Genomic DNA, 20,976 nt, shown 5'->3' with positions numbered 1-20,976 from the left:
ACGCCGCCCGAAGATGCCTGGAACACGATGACAAAACCGTCTCTCTCACGCCGCCGGCGTATCCTGGCGGCACTGCTGCTGGTAGTGCTGGCGGCGTTGGCGCTGCTGCAGTTTTCACCGTTGCCGGCGTCGCTGCGGCAGACCGACTATGCGGTGCTGATGCTGGATCGAAGCGGGCGGCCCCTGGCGGCCCGTATCGCCGCGGATCAACAATGGCGCTTCGCCCCCGTGGCGACGCTGCCGGACAAGTACCGTGAAGCCCTGCTGACCTTCGAGGATCGCCGTTTCCGCTGGCACCCGGGTGTCGATCCGCTGGCGCTGGCCCGGGCCACCGTGGCCAATATTCGCGCCGGCAGGGTGGTCAGCGGCGGCTCCACCCTGACCATGCAATTGGCCCGGCTGTTGCGGGACGATCCGCCCCGCACCTTGTGGGAAAAAGCCCGCGAGGCGTTGCTGGCGTTGCAATTGGAATGGCGCCTTGGCAAGTCCCGGATCCTGGTGGAGTACGCCAGCCGGGCGCCGTTTGGTGGCAACACGGTGGGATTGAGAGCGGCGGCCTGGCGCTATTTCCAGCGCGCGCCGGACGATCTGAGCTGGGCGGAAGCGGCGCTGCTGGCGGTGCTGCCCAACAGCCCCGCACTGATTCACCCGGGGCGCCAGCGCCAGCAATTACTGGCCAAGCGGGACCGTCTGCTGGAAGCCCTGCGGCAACGGGGCCTGATTGATGCGGACGAGCTACGACTGGCGAAGCTGGAACCGCTGCCGCGCACCGCGCGGTTGCCGTCGCTGGCACCGCATCTGCTCGACACCCTGGCGGCCGACGCCACCTCGCCGCTGATTCACACCACTCTGGATGCCGGGCTGCAGCAGCGGGTGAACGCCCTCGCCGGGCAGCATGGACGGCGTTTGGCCAACGACGGCGTGCACAATCTGGCGGTGGTGGTGATCGACCATCGTGATCTGGCGGTGCGCGCCTATGTGGGTAACGTCACTCACGGTAACCGCCGTGAATATGGGGCGGCGGTGGATATCGCCGGGCGTCCCCGCTCCACCGGCAGCGTGCTCAAGCCGCTGCTGTACGGTTTGATGTTACAGGAAGGCCTGCTGCTGCCGGATACCCTGGTGCCCGACCTGCCCACCAACTACGGCGGCTACAGTCCGGAGAATTTCGACCGTGAATACCGGGGCGCGGTGCCGGCCCACGAAGCCCTGGCCCAGTCGCTGAATATCCCCGCCGTGCGCATGCTGCGCCACTACGGCGTGGCCCGCTTCCACGACCGGTTGCGCGCCATGGGGATGAGCACGCTGTTCAGGGATGCCGAAAACTACGGTTTGACTCTGGTGCTGGGCGGTGCCGAAGGCAAGTTGATGGAGCTGACGGCGCTGTACGCCCGGCTGATGGCCAGCGCCCGTGACGGCCAGGCGGCGCCGGTTACTGTGCTGAGCGATGTCCAGCCGTTGCCGGAGCCGTTTCCGATCGGCGCGGGGGCCGCCTGGTTGACGCTGGAGGCGCTGCGTGACGTGGCCCGGCCCGGCACCGCCCGGCAATGGCGGCTGTACCGTTCCAGCCAGGCGATCGCCTGGAAGACCGGTACCAGCTATGGCTTGCGCGACGCCTGGGCGATCGGCAGCAACGGCCGCTATACGGTGGGCGTCTGGGCCGGCAACGGCAACGGCGAACCGGCCCCGGCGCTGGGTGGCGCCACCACCGCGGCGCCGCTGATGCTGGATCTGTTCAGCCTGTTGGGGCCGGCGGAGTGGCCTCAGGCGCCGCTGGGCGATCTGAAGGAACTGCAGGTATGCCGTGACGATGGCTATCTGGCCGGCGGGCAGTGCTCGGCGCGTACCGTGTTGGCGCCGCTGGACAGCCACTTCCAAGCTGTCACGCCGCATCATTTGCGCGTGCATGTGGACGATCAGGGACGGCGGGTGCACAGCGGTTGCGAGAACGTGGCCGCCATGAGCGCCCGCGACTGGTTCGTGCTGCCGCCGGCGCAGGCCTATTTCTACCGCTTCCGCCACCCGGAATACCGGCCCCTGCCGGCCTGGCGGGAAGACTGCGCGGACGGCGCCCGGGCGCTGAGTTCACGGGCGCCGATGGCGGTGATCTATCCCCACGCCGGCTCCGCGCTCTATCTGCCGGTGGAACTGGGCGGGCAGCGTGGTGGGGCGGTGTTCCGGGTAGTGCATGACCGCGATGACGCCGAACTGTTCTGGCACCTGGACGACCGCTATCTGGGGCGCACCGCCCACTTCCATGAATGGGCGATCCAGGCGGCGCCCGGTTGGCATACGCTCACACTGGTGGACGATCAGGGCTTTCGTCTGCGGCGCCGCTTCCAGGTGTTGTCCCATTAGTGGACGACAAGATGGTTCACGAACCGAAAGCGCGGCTCAGGGCCGTTCGACCTCCAACAGGAAATTCCGCAGAATCCGCCGGCTTTGTGCCAGTTTTTCCGCTTTCTGGTCGGCCAGGCGGATCTGTTCATGCAGGACGGTACGAAGCTCATCGCAGGGCTCGAACACCGGCCCCTCACCACGCACACACGGCAGGAACTCGCGAATCGTCGCCAGGGTCATGCCCCCGGAACCGAGCAGCTTGATCCGCTCCACGGTACGTTTCTCCGCGGCATCGTAGTCGCGGTAACCGCTTGCGGTGCGTCGCGGTTTGAGCAGCCCTTCGGCTTCGTAGTAGCGCAGCATGCGGACGCTCACGCCGGTACGTTTCGACAGCTCGCCTATTTTCATCTCATCGCCTTGACTCTGACAGCGCTGTCACAGTTTAAGGTGCCGGCTCCTTCATGTGAATCAGGAGCAGCGTGGCATGTCCATTGAAAATCGTCCCTATCAGGCCGCTATCAACGGCCGTCTGGTCACCGTCGCGGACGTGACGCCCCTGGCGTTCGCGGGGTTCGCGCACTTCACCGCGATGCAGGTGCGAAGCCGCAAGGTCAAAGGGCTCGATCTGCATCTGACCCGCCTGCGTGAAGCCTCCATCGAATTTTTTGGCGTGGCGGTGTCCGATCAACGGATGCGTGCCTATATCAAAGCAGCCATCGACGCCGGGCCGGCGGATCAATCACTGACGGTCACGGTTTTTGTTGGTGGTGGTGAATTCAGCAGCCACAGTATGGATACCGAGCCGGAGGTGCTGGTGCGCACCGATACTCCGGCGGAGGGCCCCGGAGGGCCGCTGAGGTTGAGCGTGGTGGAGCATGAACGCCCCCTGGCGGCGATTAAACATGTTGGCGAAGCCGGCAAGACCTACTGGCTGCATCAGGCCATCCGTCAGGGCTTTGACGACGCCGCTTTTCTCGACCGGCAGGGACGATTAAGTGAAGCCACCATCTGGAATCTGGTGTTCTGGGATGGCGAGGCGGTTGTCTGGCCCAGGGCGGCGATCCTGAACGGCACCATGATGGGCATGGTTCAGCGACAACTGGATCGCCTTGGCATTGCCCAGCGCCATGAAGAGATCACTCTGGAGCGTCTTGGTGATCTGGCCGGGGCGGCGGTGATGAACTCATGGACACCGGGTATCGCGGTCACCGCCATTGGCGGGAACACGATCCCCGAGGCGGAGTCTTTCATGCGCTTGTTGCATCGGTGCTATGAAGCCGAACCGGCCGTTTCCCTGTAACGGCTGGTCTTGGACCGGTAGCTACAAGGCCGCTGTGGGAGCTTGCCTGCAAGCGAATCTTCTGGCTCGAAAGCCGATTCGCTTGCAAGCCCGCTCCCACAGCGGCTTCGTAGTCACCTCCGCAAGGGCGATTGGTCAGCCCGGCGGCGTGCGATTCACCGTGGTCAGGCGCCGGCGAATCTTTTCCTCCGGCGCCAGATCGGTGAATTCCTCCGCTTCGAACGGGTCGCCGCCCACCGGTGTGCCTTCATTGCGGTGATACAGGTCCAGCAGCATGTTGCGGCGATCCTCGCGCAGCTCACGCACCAGCACGATCACCATCAGAAACAACACCAGGGCGAACGGCAGGGCGGCCAATAGCGCCGCCGATTGCAGGCCTTTCAGCCCTCCGGCTGATATCAGCGTGATGCAGATGGCGGAAATCAGCACACCCCAGGTCAGGCGTTTTTTCAGCGGCGGATTGAGAGAACCCTGATCGGTCATCTGCGCCACGATGTAGGTGGCCGAGTCCGCCGAGGTGACCAGGAAGATGAACAGCAGCACCATGGTCAGGCCGCTGAGGAGATGGCCATAAGGCAGCAGCTCGTACATTTTGAACAAACCGCTGGCAACGTCGTTGTCAACCACGGCGGCGAGGCCGGCGTTCTGGGTCAGGTCCAGGTCCAGCGCCGTGCCGCCGAATACGGCGATCCAGACGCAGGCCAGCAGCGGTGGCACCAGCAGCACGCCGAACACGAACTCCTTGATGGTGCGCCCGCGCGATACCCGCGCCACGAAAGTGCCGACGAACGGTGACCAGGCGATGACCCAGGCCCAATAGAACACGGTGAAGCGGTCCATCCAGTCGCCGCGCTCGAACGGGGGAATGGTCAGCGCCATTTTGATGAAGTTGCCAAAGTAATCGCCCAGGCCGTTCACGAACACGTCGAAGATCCGCACGGTGGGGCCGGTGATCAGCATATAGGCCATCAGCGTCAGGCACAGCACCATATTCAGATTGCTGAGGATGCGGATGCCACGGTCCAGGCCGGTGTAGGACGACGCCATGTAACACAGGAACATGGTGCCGAGGATGCCGACTTTGCTCCAGACATCATTGGGCCAGCCGAACACCGATTCCAGGCCGCCGTTCATTTGCAGCACGCCGAGCCCGAGGGACGTGGCGACGCCGGTGACGGTGGCGATCACCGCCATCACGTCGAGGGTATCGGAGGCGATCTGACGGCGTGGCAGGTCGCGCAGGGCCGGTTCCACCATGGTCGACACCAGCCCGGGGCGGTCTTTTCGGAACTGGAAAAAGGCGATGATCAGGCCCACCAGGGTGAACGCGGCCCATTGATTGACGCCCCAGTGGAAGAAGCTGTACTGGATCGCCAGGGCGGCGGCTTGCCGGGTGCCGGGTTCGGCGAGACCGTGGGGCGGCTCCTGTAAATGCAGCATGGGCTCGGCCATGCCGTAGAACACCAGCCCGACGCCGAAGCCGGCGGAGAGCAGCATGCTGAGCCAGGAAAACAGGCTGTAGTCCGGCGTGCTGTCCTGGGGGCCGAGGCGGATCTTGCCGTACTTGCTGAATGCCAGCACCAGCAGGAACACCACGAACACGAAGACGCTGAGCAGGTAGAACCAGCCGAAGTAGCGGCTCAGGCTGGATAGCAAGGTGGCGGCGGTACTGGCGAAGGCTTTGGGGAAGGCGGCGCCGAGGGCGACCAGGGAAACGATGATGGCGGCGGAGGTCAGGTAGACCCGCTGAGTCGATAGCATAGCCTCGTCCTTGGGGCGGAACGAACAACGAAGAACCAGTCCCCTAGGGTGGCAGATCCGGCGGTGGAATGCATCCCGCCGGACCTCCGGCCCGGTCAGTCCCGCTGGCGGTCGTCCGGCTCCTCCGGCTCTTCGTCTTCCACGCCGGTGTCTGTGGCGGCCGGTTTTTCCTCCGTCGGTGCCGTCGAAGCGGGGGCTTCGGAATGCTCCGCTTGCGCCGGTGAGTCGTCGTCGGCGGGCTTCCCGCTCTGTGCCTGCTCCGCCTTGGCCTCCACTTCCTCCGGGGTTTGCTCTTCGCCAAGCCGGTAAGCGGCGAAACCGGCGTGCACCACCTGGTTGATGGCCATGCCCAGAATGCGGCCGTCGTAGGGCGCGATGATGGCGCTGCCGGTGTTGGTGATCGGGTCGGTCACGGTGCCGAGGATTTGCCCCTTTTTCACCTTGTCATTCAGTTTGACTTCCGACAGCAGGATGCCGCCCTGACTGGCGCGGATCCATTGCGATTCATAGAACACCGGCTGCGGCGCGCCCCAGAACCGGCGCGCTTTGCGCATGCCGAGATTTTCCAGCAGGGTTTCCAGCGCCTGGACGCCGTAGCTGACCGCCTCTTCTTCCAGGCGATTGGGCCCGCCAGCCTCCATCGTCACCGCCATGATGCCGTCGTCCACCGCCGCCCGTCGCAGGGTGCCACGGGCGCCGCGTCCATGCAGCACGGTCATGCCACCGAAGTGTTTGGCGAAAGCCAGAACATCCGGGTTTTTCAGATCGGCGCGCAACTGCGGCTGGTTGATGCGTTTGAGCGAACCGGTGTGCAGGTCCACCAGATACTGGCAATGCCGGATGATTTGATCGTAAAGGGAATGGGCCACGCGATCGGCGGCGCTGCCGGTGCCGCGCCCCGGGAAGTGGCGATTGAGATCGCGGCGGTCGGAAAGATAGCGCGAGCCGTTGCGGAATCCTTCCAGATTGACGATGGGCACGCCGATCAAAGTGCCGGAGAGGGTTTCCGGTTCCAGGTCGTACATCAGGCGGCGCACCATCTCGATGCCGTTCAACTCATCGCCGTGGACGGCGGCGGTCAGGCACAGGCGCGGGCCGGGTTTCTTGCCGTGGGCCACCAGCACCGGCACCGGCGTGGCGATGGAGGCGAAGGATTGATCCGGAGTCCAGTGCAGCGTGGCGAAGCTGCCGGGCACCACGTTGCGGCCCAGCAGTGATAGCGGACGCACCGCTGGCGGTTGCTCCTCGGTGGAAGCGGGTGCCGGCTGGTTTGCGCTGTCGGCGTCCGCCGTGTCCACCACCTGCGTGTCGTCCACCACCTGTTTCGCGGGCGGATTGGCCGGGGTCGCGTGCGCCTCGGGCTCGGTGTCGTCGACGGGACTTTCGTCGGCGTGCAGAGCCGGCCAGGGCGCCAGGGCGGCCAACAGGGCAATGGTCAGGGACCAGCGTACGGTCATGGTGATGTCTCAGCTGTTGAGCTGGTCGAGCGCCTCCCAACGGACATAGGCTTCGGCCAGCGTGTGTTCCAGTTCGGAGAGCCGTTTCTGTTCGGCGGCGATGGTATCCGCGGCTTCCTTGTAAAAGGCCGGGTCCGACATCGTGCTCTGCAGCGCCTCCAGCGCCGCTTCCAGCTCTTCGATGCGAGCCGGTAAATCGCGCAACTCGAGCTGCTCCTTGTAACTCAGCTTCTTGCGCGCCGGTTTCGCCGCTTCGCTCCGTTCGGGGCGGGCGGCGGGCCTGGCGGCTTTGACGGTTTCCGGCGCGGACGGTTCCGGACGTTGCCGTAACCAGTCCTCATAACCGCCCACATACCAATGCGGATCGCCACCCTCGAACACCAGTGTCGAGGTCACCACATTGTCGATGAAAGCACGGTCATGGCTGACCAGGAGCAGGGTACCCTGGTAGTTCACCAGTTGCTCTTCCAGCAATTCCAGGGTCTCCACGTCCAGATCGTTGGTCGGTTCATCCAGGACCAGCAGATTGAACGGCCGCGTGAACAGCTTGGCCAGCAGTAGACGGTTGCGTTCGCCGCCGGACAGGGACTTGACCGGCTGACGGGCGCGGGCCGGCTCGAACAGAAAATCCTGCAGGTAACCCATGACATGTTTCTTACGGCCATCCACTTCCACCACATCGGAGCCTTCCGCCAGGTTGTCGATCACGCTTTTTTCGCCGTCCAGGCTGTCACGCAATTGATCGAAGTAGGCCACCTTCAATTGCGTGCCTTGCTTCACGGTACCGTCATCGGGCGCCAATCGGTCCAGCAGAATACGGATCAAAGTGGACTTTCCACAGCCGTTGGGGCCGAGAATACCGACCCGGTCGCCGCGCAGCAGGGTCAGCGAGAAATCCCGCAGCAGCGTCTGTCCGCCCACCGCGTAGCTGAGATGTTCCGCTTCGATTACCGTTTTACCGGAGCGATCACCCTGCTGGATGGCAAGGGCCGCCGTGCCCTGGCGCTGGCGCCGCTGCGCGGCCTCTTTACGTAATGTTTGCAGGGCCCGCACCCGGCCCTCATTGCGGGTGCGCCGGGCCTTGATGCCCTGACGGATCCAGCGTTCTTCCTGGGACAACCTCTTGTCGAACTCGGCCTGGTTTCTTTCTTCCACTTCCAGCGCCGCCTGCTTGCCTTCCAGGTAACGATCGTAGTCCCCGGGCCAGCTGGTCAGTTGGCCACGGTCCAGCTCGATGATGCGGGTGGCCAGGGCGCGGATGAAAGCACGGTCGTGGGAGATGAACACCAGGGTCGCCGGATAGTCCCGCAGGAAGCTTTCCAGCCAGCGGATCGAGTCGATATCCAGATGGTTGGTCGGTTCGTCCAGAAGCAGCAGGTCCGGTTCCTGCACCAGCGCACGGGCCAGCAGAACGCGGCGCTTCATGCCACCGGAGAGGCCGGCGAAGCGCTGCTCGCCATCGAGTTGCAGTTTGGAGAGCACCGTCTCCACCCGTTGGAACAACTGCCAGGCGCCGGCACTTTCGATACGGTCGCTGAGCTGCTGGAAACGGGCCATCACGGCGTCGTCGCCATCGTTGAGCCGATGGCTGAGGCGATCGTGTTCGGCCAGCAGACGGCCCAGCTCGCCAAGGCCCTGGGCCACCATCTCCTGGACACTGTGGTCCTGGTCCTCGGGGACCTCCTGTTCCAGGCGCGCCACCACCAGTCCCTGGGTGCGCTCGATCTGGCCATCGTCCGCCTGCACCTGCCCATCCAGTACTTTCAGCAGGGTGGATTTGCCGGAACCGTTGCGGCCCACCAGGCACAGCCGTTCGCCGGGCTCGATGGTCAGGTCCAAATGGTTGAATAGAGGCTGGTCGCCGTAATCAAGCTGCAGGTCACGCAGGGTCAGCAATGGCATGGTGTCCGGGTACCGTGGTGTCGGGGAACGCGAGTCTAGCATTTTCCCGGGGCGTCATGGATGGGGGGGCAAGCCAGACCGAGATGGGACAGGACCCAGTCGCGGCGTTCTCTTATCGTTCCCCGGGGCACCAGGAGCGGGCGGTAGCCCTGGTCAAGGTAAGTGTCCCATAACACTTGGAACGTACGCTCGGCTTCTGCCAGCGTCTGCTTGCGTTCCTGGTCGTGCCGGTAGATGTCGGGCCAGGGTGGCAGCATCAACACCTCCGGGGTGTAGCGGTAGCGCCGCGCGGTCCAGCGCATGGCCGCGCTCTCATGCAGCCGCTCCAGCCGTGCATAGCCGAGCACGTCCACCACTCCCCGGTCGAAGAATACCGGTCCGCCACGGCCGCTGTGCCGCCGGTACTGGCGCCGGTCCCGGTCCAGCATGGCGGTGGCGAAGGCCTGCCGGTTTCGCCAGGGCAGGGCATCGCCGGCGCGCGCTTGCTGTTGCCGGATCACCGCCCGCCCCGATTCGGCCACGGTGATGTACCCAAGCCCGGACAGGGCCTGGAGCAAACTGGTCTTGCCGGCGCCGGGACCGCCGGACAATACAATAGCCCCGCCATGGGGGAGGCGGTGAGTGAACATGATGGGGTTTCCTGGTTAGAGAAGAGGAGTGGTTCATCTGTGGGAGCTTGCCTGCAAGCGAATCTTCTCGCCGGAAGTCCATTCGCTTGCAAGTCAGCTTCCCACAGCGGCGTTGTAGCGGACGCCGAATTCATGCTTCCAAGGCCAGAAGAGCATCCGTGCTCGCTGCTAGAAGGGAAGCCTGCTGTGTACCTGATTTTCCCGCCGGTGGTCAGGCGTCCGTCTGTGGGTCGTTGTTTCCGGATTCGCGGCGCTCGCCGGGGATGGTCAGGTTGTCGCCGCCATTGATACTGCGAATGTGAATATCCATCTGGCTGATGGCGATTTCCACTCCCTTTTCCCGGCACAACTGATCGATACGGCGATTGAGTTCGTCGGTGGTGCTCAGGCGGTCGCCGATTTCCTTCACGTAGACCCTCAGTTCATGATCCAGCGTGCTGGCGCCGAAGCCCATGAACAGGATCATCGGCTCCGGGTCCTTCATCACTTTAGGATGATCGCGGGCCACGGTCTGGAGAATCTCTCGACAGGTGTTCAGGTCCGAGCCATAGGCGAAACCGACGGTGATGATCAATCGCGTTACCGTGTCACTCAGCGACCAGTTAATCAACTGTTCGGTAACGAAGGTCTGGTTGGGGATGATGATTTCCTTGCGGTCGAAATCGATCACCGTGGTGGCGCGTACCCGCACCCGGCTGACGGTGCCGGACAGCGTACCGATGGTGATCACGTCACCGATACGAATCGGCCGCTCGAACAGAATAATAATGCCGGAAACAAAGTTGGCGAAAATCTGCTGCAGACCAAAGCCCAGCCCGACGCCGAGAGCGGCCACCAGCCATTGCAGTTTGTTCCAGGTCAGCCCCAGCGAACCCAGCACCACCATCACGCCCACGGCGGTGATGACGTAGGACAACAGCGTGGTGGTGGCGTAACTGCTGCCCTGTTTCAGGTTCATCCTCGATAGCAGTAGCACCTCCAGCAGTCCGGGCAGGTTCAGTGCCAGCATCAACGTCACCACGGTGGCGGCGAGCGCGAACATGACGTCACCGAGGCTGATAGGAACCTGGGTGAGAGTGCTGCCGCTGCCCTCGGTGGTTTCCCACAGGAGAATGTTCTCGGTATAGGAGAACGCACTGAGGATGTCCGCCCAGACCCAATAGAACAGGAGGCCGAAGACCACCACCAGAGCCATGCGGATCAGACGCAGGGACTGCTGATTGACCCGCTCCAGATCCAGTTGCGGTTCTTCCACCTCGATGCCTTCCACGCTGGTTTCCTTGGCGTCGCTGTCACGTTGCGCCAGGGCCCTTTTGTAGGCCAGCCGTTGCGCCGCCACCGCCAGACCGCGCACCGCGGTGGCGTCGATCAGGGTCCACAGCAGCAGCAGGTAGAAGCTGTCGATGATGCGCCCGGACAAGCGCACCGTGGTGTAGTAGTAACCCAGGCCGATCACCACGATCAGAGCGGAGGGAAGGCCACCGCATACCAGTGCCGCTATGGTTTTGTAGGCGGTGGAGAAACGGGTGATGGGAAAGTGCAACGCCACCCGGGTGAGCATGATCCCCATTACCGCCAGCCCGAACACCATGATGACCAGGCCGATGCGGTCGTTGTTGAGCTGTGCCGGCCATTGTTCTCCGAAGGCGATGATCAGAGTCATCGGTACCATCGCCAGCCCTACCGCCAGCAATCGCCGCCGCAGTTGTGTATTGCCATCGGCGGACCAGCGGAAATGCCGTTGTGCGATGCCGTCGCGGGCCAGTAACCGGTAGCACATTTCGAATACCAGCCACAGCAGTGCCACTTTTAACAGGGCCGCGCCCAACACCGTGGACAGAGTGCCGGGCTGAATCCACAGTCCCCAGGCGAGCAGGCTCAATACCAGCGGCCCGGGGGCGCACATCAGCGCCGTCATCAGGATCGCCAGTGGCGTATGCAACTGACTGTCCCGTCGGAGAAAACCAATGTCGCTGTTCAGTTTGCGGATGCGGGTACGCAGCCGTCGGCGCCACCACATCAGCGCCGCCGCGAATGTGGCCGGCAGCAGCAGCCAGGGCCACTTGTCCTTCAGTAATGCCAGGGCGTCCTTGCCCATCCGCAACCAGGGCATGGCGTTGACCTGATCCCGGACCTGAATCGGAAACTCCCGTAGCCAGGATAGATTGACCGGTTGGGTGCTGGGCATCCAGAAGGTCTGCTCCGAGATGGTATCGTGCAGGTTGCGGGAAACATCCACCAATTGATCCTGCACCAGGTTGAGCCGAACCAGCAGATTCAGCTTGCGCCCCAGTTCGGTATCCAGTTGATTGAGAAATTCCACGTGGATGTCATGCAGACTCCCCAGAGCATCCTGCAAAGCGGCACGGTCTTCCGGTGAAATGTCCTGATCATCGATCCGGATAATGTCGGCTTCTGTTTGCTGGCGCTGCTGGCCGATCTCGAACTGGCGCAGACGGGTGTCGCCGATGGCTTTGGGCAGACCTTCCCGGGGTTTGAAATCCGGCAGGTTCTTTTGCTGCTCGTACAGAATGCGTGACAGTAAAAGACTGCCGTCGAGCATGCGGATCTGGTCGTTGACGGTGGTGGACAGTGCCCGTACGCGATCCAGTTGGGTCTTGGTGGCCACGTTTTCACGCAGCAGATCGTTGACTTCCTCGCTGGTCTGAATCAACTGTTTGCGCAGGGTTTTGTTACGCTCTTCCGCCGCCGCCAGTTGGGGGTGATCGGCCACCTCGGCGGGCAGGTCCACGGAGGCTGCTTGCAACTCGTCCTGCAGTTGTTGCTGGCGCCGCTGGTTGATCAGCGGTTGCAGCACATCCAGCTGTTTCTGGATCAGTTCCGCGTCCGCTTCCAGTACCCGCTGCTGCAGACGTGAGCGCTGTTCGCTGGCGCTGGCCACGGCCAGCTCCTGGTTGCGCAGTTCAATACGGGAATCCAGTACCGCCAGTTTCACTTGCAGGTTCTGCACTTCCATCTCACTCAGCGTCTCTTCCACCGAGGGGCGGTTCAACTGCCGACGAATATCGTCGGCTTCCGCGAGACTGTCGCTGATGGTGTTTTGGGCCCGCTCCGGCAGGGTTTGAGAGCTGGTCACATCGCTGGCGGTGGCCGCCAGTTTTTCCTGGTTGCGCTCCAACGCTTGCAGCTTCTGCCCCAACTCCTCCGCCAGAGCGGAAATCGACAAGCTCTGATAGCGTTCGGCCCAGTCGATGGTGCTTTCGCGACGAATCTTTTCCAACTCGTCCTGAAGCGCGGCTTTCTCCCGTGGTAGCGCGTTTTGCTGTTGCTCAAGCTTCTTGATCTGCTCGTGATTGGCGTCGATTTCCTTGCGCAGCTTCAGCGTCTCTTCCAACAGCGTGCGTTCCGGTGTTGGTTCGCCTTCCTTTTGGGTATCGGCGTTGTCGCCACCCCCGGTAAGTTGTTTCTCCAGATCGCCGATGCCGGGCAGAGAAAAGCCGCTGCTTTGTGCCGCGGCCACACCACACAGCATCCAGAAGAGCAGTAGGGAAAGCAGTAACCGTGATCGACCGGGTCTCATAGGGAAGCGCGTAATCCATTGTCAGAGAATGAACGGGAGCTTAGACAATAGCGATAAAACGGAAATGACGCCATTTCCCTGGCGTTGTCCGGAGCCTGTTCATGATCTCAGGGGCAGCCGGTACCGTCGGTGATTTCGGCGACACTGCCATCGATGTTGGCGTCATCCGGCGCCAGCGTGCGGGCCCGGCAGACCGCTTCCCGGGCGGCTTCACGGTGACCCTGGTCGAGGCGGGCGTAGGCCAGATTATTCCAGGCCGGAGCAAGAGTGGGGGCGAGTGTCACGGTCTTTTCGAAGGCCTTGAGGGCATCCGCTTTCCGTCCCGCCTGCCACAGCGCGTTGGCGTAGGCGAAATGGAGTTTGCCGTCGTTGGGGAACCGGGATACCGCGGTTTGCCAATGGCGCAAGGCATCCTTTTTCTGCGGGGCAAGAGCGTGTAGAAGAGGGCCGGGGCGGGCGCTGGCGGGTAACTCTCCGGCGGGCAGCAGCACCATGCCCCAATAGTCGGCGCGCGCCCAGGTGCGAATGAAGCGATTCCAATGGCTGGTGGTGGTTTCGCGGGTGCCGCTGTGCAGAATCAACCGGTCGCCGCCGTCGCGGTAGCCGGTGACCACGGCGAAGTGCCACCGCGGCCAGCGCTTCAGCGCCAGGTTCTGCAGAATCAGCACCGGGTGGCCGGCTTGCAGCTCACTGAACAGCGCTTCCGGCCGGTTGACGGGATACGCCAGCAAACCGCGGGCGCGGCCGGCGGCCATCAATTCGATGCCCAGGCTGCCTTTGCGTTCCGGCAACCAAACCTCGTCCACCAGCGCCTCGGCGTCGCCGGGCAGGCTGTTCCATTGCAGCATCATGCCCAGAGCGGCGGGGCCGCACTGATATTTTTCCTGGGCAATGAAAGGGACGTCCAACTGCTGGTCGGCGGGCTGCCGGGCCGACTGCGGCGGGGGCAGTGTCTGGCACCCCGCCAGCAGCAAAACCAGCCCGACGATGATCTTGCGAAAGGTCACGTCAATGGATTGGTCAGATCGCCGGGAACACGTTGGTGGCGCCGAGCAGATCCAGCAGCACGAGAATCAGAATCACCGCCAGAATGACACCGAGAACGCCCTGGCCGGCGGGCAGGTCATCGGCCTGTTCGGCCAGTTGGGTCAGTTCCTGATCACTGAGCCGGTCCAGACGGTCCTTTACTTGTTCCGATTCGACACCATTGTCCGCCAGTACTTTGGCGGCGGCTTTATGCTCGAGTAGCGCAAGGACCTTCTGCTCCATGGCCGCCCGTTGTTCGCTGGCTACCAGGGTATCGGTACCGACCATGGCGGCGTGAGCCATGGGGACGAACAGGGCCTGGGTGATGAGCAGAACGGTGGCGGTAAAAACGCCAGTGAGACGCTTGTTCATGGGCTGTCGCTCCCTGTTTGAATGATGCTTCAAGAGTAGCACGAGCGGCTATCCATACAGCGTGATAGTGGCGGAGGCTTTGTGATTTTTTACAACGGTTTGACCAATCGCGACGGCATTGACGCCGGCCCGATGCAGGGCTTCCAGTGTGGCGTCGAGACGCTCCCTGGTCACCGCCAGCAGCAGGCCACCACTGGTTTGCGGGTCGGTGGCGGCGACCAGTTCCGGCCGGTCGAGCAGGGTGGGGGCGATCTCGCAGTGGCCCAGCACTTGATCGTTGCTGTCCCGCAAGGTGCTGTGAATGCCTTGGCGTATGTGCTCCAGGGTACCGGGCAGTATGGGCAAAGTATTCAGATCAATGCGGGCACTCACCCGACTGTGCTGGCACAGTTCCAGCAGATGTCCGAGCAGCCCGAAGCCGGTGACGTCGGTGCAGGCGTGGGGCGGCAGGGTGGACAGCGCGGCGCGGGCCGGGCCGTTGCTTTGCAACAGGGTTGCCAGGGTGGCGTCCAGATCCGGCCCCCGATGGACGTTGCGCGTCCAGGCCGCCAGTTGAATACCGATGCCCAGTGGTTTGGTAACAATCAGAACCTGCCCCGGCCGGGCACCCTCCTTGCTCCAGGCGGTTCCGGTCAGAGCGCCGTTGATGGTGAAGCCGGCGGCCATTTCCGGACCCTCGATGGTGTGGCCTCCCACCAGCGCGCAGCTTGCCCGGTTCAACTCTTCCGCCGCTCCGGCCAGCAGGCGCCGCAGGTCCCGGCCTTGCAGACGCGGGTGGTGGCGGGGCAGGCACAGAGTAGCCAGTGCCGAATGGGGATCGGCGTTCATGGCGTAGATGTCACTGAGACTGTGCAGGGCGGCCACCCGGCCAAACAGGTAGGGCTCGTCCATGAAGGCGGGGAAATAGTCCACGCTTTGCACCAGCCGGTGTTGCCCGGACCAGCGGATCACCGCCGCGTCATCGCCCTGGGCCACGCCGGCTTCGATATCATCGCGGACCATGATCTGAAGATCAGCGAGAGCGTGATTCAGGGTGGCGGCGCCAACCTTGGCGCCACAGCCGGCGCAGTGCATTGCGTTGCTGTCGGCGGGCACGGCGGGCATTGGTGCTGGCAGGTTCTCAAAGCGCTTCATGAAGGCGCGGTCGATGCGATCCTTCCAGTGCCAGACCCAGGGCCCCGCCAGCGCCGGCCAGGGCGGTCTGGAGGCCACCGCATCACCCGCCCCGGCGGACAGCAGTGAGAGGAAGCGCCGTTGCGGGCGGTAGCGCCGTTTGCGTCCTCCCCGGGTGGCGGCGAGTAAATTATCGGCGAGCACCGGCGCCTGACGTACCGCGTAGACGCCGGCCTTGGGCAAAGGCGAAGGAAACGAAGCGCAGTCACCGGCGGCGTGGACGTGCGGGCTGCCCAGGCTGGTCAGGGTGCTGTCCACACGCAGGAAGCCACGTTCATCGCAGGGCAGGCCGCTGGCGGCGAGCCAGGCCGGTGCCCGGGCGCCGGTGCACCAGAACACCAGATCCGCCGGCTGGGACTGGCCGTTGTAGTGGAGCTGCCCTTCGCCGACCCGTTGCACCGGGGCTTGTTCCACGATGCGGACCCCGGCATTGAGCAGCCGCGTTCGCATCAGCGAGCGCGCCCGGTCCGGGTAGCCGGGCAGCAGCTCGCTGGCGCTGATCAACTGAATCTCGGTGGTAGCACCAAGCCGTTGGGCCAGGGCGGCGGCCAGCTCGGTGCCGCCGGCACCGGCGCCCACCACCGCGACCCGGCGAGTCGCGGTGGGGTCGGCCAATAGATGGTGCCAGCGTCGCTCGAAGGTCGCCACTGGCTTTACCGGCACCGCGTGGGCGCGGGCGCCGGGTACGCTGTCCAGATCCGGGGTGGCGCCGACATCCAGACTGAGTGTGTCGTACTCCACTTCGTCACCGTTATCCAGTTGCAAGCGGCGCCGGACGGGGTCCAGCCCAAGCACGCGTTGCGGCAGCCAGCGGGCGGCGGCGGCCCGGCTCAGCCGGCTCAGATCAATGTGGGTTTCCTGCCGTTGGTAATGGCCCGCCAGCATGCCTGGCAGCATACCGGAGTAGGCGGTGAGGCTGTCGGGGGAAATCAGTGTGAGGCGCAGCCCCGGCACCGGCCGCATGCTCAGACGCCTCAGTACCAGCGCGTGGCTGTGCCCGCCTCCCACCAGCACCAGGTCGTGATGCGCGACCGTCGTCATCACCGTGGGCGGCCCTCCGGTCGTGCCTGCTCTTCGCGTTCCCATTCTTGCAGAGTGGCGATGACTTGGTCGCGGTTGCCGCGAAAATACACCGGTCCCTGGCGATGGCGGAGCATGTAGTCATACATGGGGTCGTAGTAGTCGCTTAGCAGAGTGCGTATCCAGCGGCGGTGCTCGTCGCTGCCATCGCCACGGCGATGTTGTTCCAGTGCCCGGATCATGATTTCGCGCAGGGTCTGGTGACGGGCGCCGCCGAGGCGCTTGCGGATGCGGTCCAGCGCGCCGAGCAAATGCTCGGCGAACAGGCTGCGGGCCTGCTCTTCGTCGTGGCCGTCGAGGAATTCCCGCAGCGGTGTGAGGACATAGTCTTCCAGGATCACTTCCACCCGGCTTTCCAGCGGCTCTTCGATGTCGATGCGCGGCATGCTCCGCAGCCGTTGGTTCAAGGACAGTGGCAGCGCGCACCGGCCGATCAGCCGCCCTTCGTCCTCCACCAGCGCCGGCGCTCGGTCCCCGAGTTTCAGTAAGCGGATGGCCAGGGCGTTTTCAAAGTCGATCTGCGCCGGTTGCCCGCCAGGCCGGCGGCCGAAGGCGGAGCCGCGATGATGGGCCAGCCCTTCCAAATCCACCGCCCGGTGCAGTTGATGCAGGACGCGGGTCTTGCCGCAACCGGTGCGGCCGGTGAGCACCCATAACGGCCCCTGGAGCACATGCTGTTCCAGGTGCTCCAACAGAAAACGCCGCAGGGCTTTATAGCCACCGGTTACCAAGGGCGCGTCGATACCGGCCTGACGCAGCCAGTCCTGGGTAGTGCGGCTGCGCAGGCCGCCACGAAAACAATAGAGATAGCCATCGGGATGCGCCCGCCACCAGTCGCGCCAGGCGCGCAGACGGCGTTCCTTGACCTCGCCACGAACCAGCTCATTGCCGAGATCAATGGCCGCCTGTTGCCCTTGCTGCTTATAGCGCAGGCCGATCAGATGGCGTTCCTGGTCGTCGATCAGAGGAAGGTTGGTGGCATGGGGAAACGCGCCCCGGGCGAATTCCACCGGGGCGCGGACATCCAGGAGCGGCGTGTCGTCCAGGAACAGTGCTGCGTAGTCGTTGGTGTCGTCACGGGTCATGGGCGGCAGTGTACACCGCCCTTATTTATGGTTCATCGCGGAATGACGGGAATGAGCGTCTCCATCGGGGGTACGGGTCTGCACGGAGGCCTTCCGGGATCGCCGTAAATACATCCCTATAAGCTCCCTGCCGTGTTAGGCCTTTGCGGGACCCTGCTTCACCGCGTTCCCGCAAAGGCCTAACACGGCTCCGCTGCCCCTGATGGAGGGTAAGGAAGGCTGTTTCCCACTATTTGAGCAGACAGCGATTGAGTAGACGGACGCCGGTTTAGTCGCTGACCGGACGCACCTCTCCGCTCAAGTGGGGTTTGACGCCGTCGGCGGCCAGCAACTGGAAATCGAGTCCGTCATTCTGGCGGGTACGGGCAAACTTTACCTTGGCGGGAATGAACATGGGCAGCTTGAAGCGCACATCCACAGTGAAAGCCTGCTCTGGCAGTTCCGGCTGTAAAGCCGCCAGGCAACGTGCCTTGGACCACATGCCATGGGCGATCTGGCGCTTGAAGCCGAAGGCCTTGGCGGTCAGCGGGTACAGGTGAATCGGGTTGCGGTCGCCGGACACGCTGGCGTAGCGCCGTCCGGTGTCGCCGGGGACCTCCCATTCCTCGACCAGATCCGGAGCAGGGGCAGTGGTTCGCGCCTCTCTTTGCGCATCCGGGGCCTTTTTCTCACCGTGGCCGCCGCCGCGATGGAAATTCACCGATTCACTCTGCCAGACTCGCTCACCGGCGGTGCTGACCACGGTGAAGATGGAGAACTCATAGCCTTTTTCCACCTGGGTCAGATTGCCGGTATAGCACTTGATATTGAGCTGTTCCCGTTCTCCGATCGGGCGGAACTGGGTGATGCGGTTGCGCACGTGAACCAGCCCCATGGCAGGGAACGGGAACCCGTCACCCAGGATCAGTGCCATGTGCAGTGGAAACGCGTGCATGTGCGGGTAGGTGATGGGCAGATGACCGTCGGCGCTGAAACCGCATACCTGGCGGTAGGCCGCCAAATGGCGAGATTTCTGAGCAACATCGTTGAGCCGCAGCCCCTCGTCGGGCAGTACCGGAGCGTTGCCCGGGCGCACCCGTGCACGCAGTACGGCTTTGGCGAAATTCACCGCCATGGGCGGCGCGTGACGCAGCTCCTTGAATCGAACCTCACTCATAAGGACACCCTTCTCCCACGAACATTTAGCGCAATGTCGTGGCAGTATAGGCAGAGCGCCGGAGAGGCTGATTGGCCGTATCGCCGACGGCTCAGGCAATCCTGTCGGGTTCGGAACGCCATTGGGCCACCCCGAAATAAATCAGACGGACTTGTTTCTCCGCCATGATCAGCATTTCGTTTTGGCCGGCTTCATCGTCCTCGCTCAATTCCAACATTTCCTGCGTCAGTGCCACCACGCTATTGACCACCAATGTGGCCATCATCTGCAGATCCTGGGAACTGACATTGATAAGGAAAGGGAATCGCGCCATGTCCATGGCCAACTCACTGACGAACAGACGGATTTCCCGCCGGATCGCCTGCCGCATGGTGGCGGAGCCACCGTACAGTTCCTTGGAGACAAAAAGAAAATAAGTGCGATTGTTGCGCACATAATTGAAGTAGGTCTCCATGGACCCGCGGATCATCTGCTCATTGGGCAATTGATGCTGGCGGACCTCGCGCATCATCTGCCGCAGAGTACGAAATGACTCATCCAGCAGGGTCAGGCCAAGTGCGCTCATGTCGGTGAAATGACGATAGAACGCGGTGGGCACAACACCGGCTTTCTTGGTCACTTCCCTGAGGCTGAGGGAAGAAAAGGGGGCTTTTTTCGCCACCAGATCCAAGGCCGCGTCCATCAGCGCCTGGCGAGTCCGTCCCTTTCTGGCTTTCCTTCCCCGGGGGGCGGTTTCTCTGGTCATGTGTCAGACAGTCTCCCGAATTGTTGTTTTAACCAACGAATCAAATCTAACCAATCAATAAGCAGTGATGCGGCCTGGGTATTGTCGTTGCGCTTTTGTCCCGGGCTCCGGCGGCAATGGTATTCAATTTCCGCCTCGGGATATAGCAAAGCGCTTGACAACTCCGTTCACAATTATTTTTGTGAACAAGTGTTGACTATAAAATCAGCTCCCTGTAAAAAGTGTACAACTGTTCACTAAATTGATAGGAAATGCCGTATGCAGACCATCATCGAGCCTCGTCGGGGCTGGTTTGGCCGCCTCGGCCAGGCCCTGACCAGCCCGTTTCAGCCGGAAGACTACCTGGCGCTGATCAGCCCGGTGGCCTCGGCCCGGGAGATCCGTGCCCGCGTCACCAGTGTTCACCGGGAAACCGATCGGGCGGTTTCCCTGACGTTGCGCCCGAACCGTCTGTGGCCGGGATTTCAGGCCGGCCAGCATGTGATGCTTGGCATCGACGTGAATGGTGCGCGGCAATGGCGCTGCTTTTCCCTGTCCAGCGCCCCGCAATCGGGGACCTTGACCATCACCGTCAAGTGTCACCGGGCCGGCGGCGTGACCGAACATCTGCTTGAGCGTGCCCGCCCCGGTGACGTGGTGACGCTCAGCGAGCCCGCCGGTGAGTTCCTGTTGCCGGCCCGGATTCCGGACCGGTTGCTGTTCCTGACCGCCGGTTCCGGCATTACACCCGTTCACAGTATAGCAAGATACCTGGAAAACACCTCCTTTGACGGTCAGGTGGAATGGCTGCATTTCGATCGCCGTTACGAGGATGTGATTTTGTTGGAGTCCCTGCGGGAACTGGGACGCCATTCCCAATTGAACGCCCGTGTGGTGCTGGGGCATCAGGCCCCGCTGCCCGGTGATGAACAGGGCCGCTTTGACGCCGCGTTGCTGGCTGCCCTGGTTCCGGACGCCGCCGACCGTCAGGTCTACGCCTGCGGGCCGGCCGGCTTCCTCGACGCGGTCAGCGAGTGGCACCGCGCGGAAGGCCGGGCGCCGTTGTTGCATGAGCGGTTCCAGCCGCTGACCAAGAATACCGGCAACGGTGGCCGGATCCGCTTTTCCGGCAGTGACCTGGCCACCGAGGCCGGTGGCGGCGAGAGCCTGTTGGAGGCCGCCGAGCGCAGTGGGCTGAATCCGGCCCATGGCTGCCGCATGGGCATTTGTCACACCTGCCGCTGTTCGGTGCGGGGTTCGCTCCGTGACTTGCAGACCGGCGAGAGCCGGACGGTGGACAACCAACGGGTAAGACTTTGTATCCATGCCGCCGAAGGCGACGTGGAAGTGGCGCTGTAAGAGCCTGTTCACGATCTTTACGTCACCGCGTTGCCGCTGGAAAAGCCGCCAGAGGGCGTTGGGGTCTGCCG

General features: G+C 63.3%; 15 protein-coding genes. 3 read left to right on the top strand and 12 right to left on the bottom strand.

The annotated features are described in order from the left end of the window. Positions 1 to 27 precede the first annotated feature (27 nt). Entirely contained in the window at positions 28 to 2,358 is a 2,331-nt protein-coding gene (gene pbpC / locus MA04_RS14660) for a penicillin-binding protein 1C (protein WP_262461217.1), read from the top strand. Between the two features lie 36 nt (positions 2,359 to 2,394). Here the strand turns inward: pbpC and MA04_RS14655 are convergent, their stop codons facing one another. Beyond that, positions 2,395 to 2,748: a MerR family transcriptional regulator gene (locus tag MA04_RS14655; RefSeq protein WP_262461215.1), complete on the bottom strand. Its 354-nt coding sequence runs from the start codon at positions 2,746 to 2,748 to the stop codon at positions 2,395 to 2,397. Positions 2,749 to 2,824: 76 nt separating this feature from the next. Here MA04_RS14655 and MA04_RS14650 point away from each other — a divergent pair, with 76 nt between their 5' ends. Next, the gene (locus tag MA04_RS14650; protein ID WP_262461214.1) at positions 2,825 to 3,640 is read left to right on the top strand and encodes an aminotransferase class IV family protein; all 816 of its coding nucleotides are present in this window, start codon (positions 2,825 to 2,827) and stop codon (positions 3,638 to 3,640) included. 135 nt (positions 3,641 to 3,775) lie between these two features. Here MA04_RS14650 and MA04_RS14645 read toward each other — a convergent pair whose 3' ends face one another. The 11 genes from MA04_RS14645 to MA04_RS14595 all read right to left on the bottom strand — a co-directional run bounded on the left by MA04_RS14645 (position 3,776) and on the right by MA04_RS14595 (position 19,567). Next, the gene (locus MA04_RS14645) at positions 3,776 to 5,401 is read right to left on the bottom strand and encodes a BCCT family transporter (protein ID WP_163126585.1); all 1,626 of its coding nucleotides are present in this window, start codon (positions 5,399 to 5,401) and stop codon (positions 3,776 to 3,778) included. A gap of 95 nt (positions 5,402 to 5,496) precedes the next feature. Continuing rightward, the gene (locus MA04_RS14640) at positions 5,497 to 6,858 is read right to left on the bottom strand and encodes a succinylglutamate desuccinylase/aspartoacylase family protein (protein ID WP_262461212.1); all 1,362 of its coding nucleotides are present in this window, start codon (positions 6,856 to 6,858) and stop codon (positions 5,497 to 5,499) included. A gap of 9 nt (positions 6,859 to 6,867) precedes the next feature. Continuing rightward, entirely contained in the window at positions 6,868 to 8,760 is a 1,893-nt protein-coding gene (locus tag MA04_RS14635) for an ATP-binding cassette domain-containing protein (RefSeq protein WP_262461210.1), read from the bottom strand. A gap of 35 nt (positions 8,761 to 8,795) precedes the next feature. After that, entirely contained in the window at positions 8,796 to 9,389 is a 594-nt protein-coding gene (locus MA04_RS14630; protein WP_262461208.1) for an AAA family ATPase, read from the bottom strand. Between the two features lie 211 nt (positions 9,390 to 9,600). Beyond that, the gene (mscK, locus tag MA04_RS14625; protein WP_262461206.1) at positions 9,601 to 12,930 is read right to left on the bottom strand and encodes a mechanosensitive channel MscK; all 3,330 of its coding nucleotides are present in this window, start codon (positions 12,928 to 12,930) and stop codon (positions 9,601 to 9,603) included. A 107-nt stretch (positions 12,931 to 13,037) separates the two neighbouring features. After that, positions 13,038 to 13,937: a PA2778 family cysteine peptidase gene (locus MA04_RS14620; protein ID WP_163126590.1), complete on the bottom strand. Its 900-nt coding sequence runs from the start codon at positions 13,935 to 13,937 to the stop codon at positions 13,038 to 13,040. 13 nt (positions 13,938 to 13,950) lie between these two features. Further along, on the bottom strand, positions 13,951 to 14,328 hold the full coding sequence (locus tag MA04_RS14615; protein ID WP_022995529.1) for a PA2779 family protein: 378 nt from the start codon (positions 14,326 to 14,328) through the stop codon (positions 13,951 to 13,953). 48 nt (positions 14,329 to 14,376) lie between these two features. Next, positions 14,377 to 16,542, bottom strand: a complete 2,166-nt coding sequence (gene selD / locus MA04_RS14610; protein ID WP_262461223.1) for a selenide, water dikinase SelD — start codon at positions 16,540 to 16,542, stop codon at positions 14,377 to 14,379. Beyond that, the gene (gene mnmH / locus MA04_RS14605; RefSeq protein ID WP_163126592.1) at positions 16,542 to 17,666 is read right to left on the bottom strand and encodes a tRNA 2-selenouridine(34) synthase MnmH; all 1,125 of its coding nucleotides are present in this window, start codon (positions 17,664 to 17,666) and stop codon (positions 16,542 to 16,544) included. The genes selD and mnmH overlap by 1 nt, the downstream gene beginning before the upstream one ends. A gap of 268 nt (positions 17,667 to 17,934) precedes the next feature. Further along, positions 17,935 to 18,822: a MaoC family dehydratase gene (locus MA04_RS14600; protein WP_163126593.1), complete on the bottom strand. Its 888-nt coding sequence runs from the start codon at positions 18,820 to 18,822 to the stop codon at positions 17,935 to 17,937. Positions 18,823 to 18,913: 91 nt separating this feature from the next. Further along, positions 18,914 to 19,567 carry a TetR family transcriptional regulator gene (locus tag MA04_RS14595; protein WP_026949003.1) on the bottom strand — a complete coding sequence of 218 codons (654 nt, stop codon included), beginning with the start codon at positions 19,565 to 19,567 and terminating at the stop codon, positions 18,914 to 18,916. A 258-nt stretch (positions 19,568 to 19,825) separates the two neighbouring features. Between MA04_RS14595 and MA04_RS14590 the strand changes: the two genes are divergently transcribed. Beyond that, positions 19,826 to 20,905, top strand: a complete 1,080-nt coding sequence (locus MA04_RS14590; protein ID WP_163126594.1) for a ferredoxin reductase — start codon at positions 19,826 to 19,828, stop codon at positions 20,903 to 20,905. The last annotated feature ends 71 nt before the right edge of the window (positions 20,906 to 20,976 follow it).

This window comes from Alloalcanivorax balearicus MACL04 (assembly GCF_025532145.1).
Lineage (GTDB): Bacteria > Pseudomonadota > Gammaproteobacteria > Pseudomonadales > Alcanivoracaceae > Alloalcanivorax > Alloalcanivorax balearicus.
This window is presented reverse-complemented; position numbering and strand designations above follow the sequence as displayed.

Excerpts from the sequence above, each read along its gene's own strand:
- pbpC (WP_262461217.1), top strand. The coding sequence starts at position 28 with ATGACAAAACCGTCTCTCTCACGCCGCCGGCGTATCCTGGCGGCACTG.
- MA04_RS14655 (WP_262461215.1), bottom strand. The coding sequence starts at position 2,748 with ATGAAAATAGGCGAGCTGTCGAAACGTACCGGCGTGAGCGTCCGCATG.
- MA04_RS14650 (WP_262461214.1), top strand. The coding sequence starts at position 2,825 with ATGTCCATTGAAAATCGTCCCTATCAGGCCGCTATCAACGGCCGTCTG.
- MA04_RS14645 (WP_163126585.1), bottom strand. The coding sequence starts at position 5,401 with ATGCTATCGACTCAGCGGGTCTACCTGACCTCCGCCGCCATCATCGTT.
- MA04_RS14640 (WP_262461212.1), bottom strand. The coding sequence starts at position 6,858 with ATGACCGTACGCTGGTCCCTGACCATTGCCCTGTTGGCCGCCCTGGCG.
- MA04_RS14635 (WP_262461210.1), bottom strand. The coding sequence starts at position 8,760 with ATGCCATTGCTGACCCTGCGTGACCTGCAGCTTGATTACGGCGACCAG.
- MA04_RS14630 (WP_262461208.1), bottom strand. The coding sequence starts at position 9,389 with ATGTTCACTCACCGCCTCCCCCATGGCGGGGCTATTGTATTGTCCGGC.
- mscK (WP_262461206.1), bottom strand. The coding sequence starts at position 12,930 with ATGAGACCCGGTCGATCACGGTTACTGCTTTCCCTACTGCTCTTCTGG.
- MA04_RS14615 (WP_022995529.1), bottom strand. The coding sequence starts at position 14,328 with ATGAACAAGCGTCTCACTGGCGTTTTTACCGCCACCGTTCTGCTCATC.
- selD (WP_262461223.1), bottom strand. The coding sequence starts at position 16,542 with ATGACGACGGTCGCGCATCACGACCTGGTGCTGGTGGGAGGCGGGCAC.
- mnmH (WP_163126592.1), bottom strand. The coding sequence starts at position 17,666 with ATGACCCGTGACGACACCAACGACTACGCAGCACTGTTCCTGGACGAC.
- MA04_RS14600 (WP_163126593.1), bottom strand. The coding sequence starts at position 18,822 with ATGAGTGAGGTTCGATTCAAGGAGCTGCGTCACGCGCCGCCCATGGCG.
- MA04_RS14595 (WP_026949003.1), bottom strand. The coding sequence starts at position 19,567 with ATGACCAGAGAAACCGCCCCCCGGGGAAGGAAAGCCAGAAAGGGACGG.
- MA04_RS14590 (WP_163126594.1), top strand. The coding sequence starts at position 19,826 with ATGCAGACCATCATCGAGCCTCGTCGGGGCTGGTTTGGCCGCCTCGGC.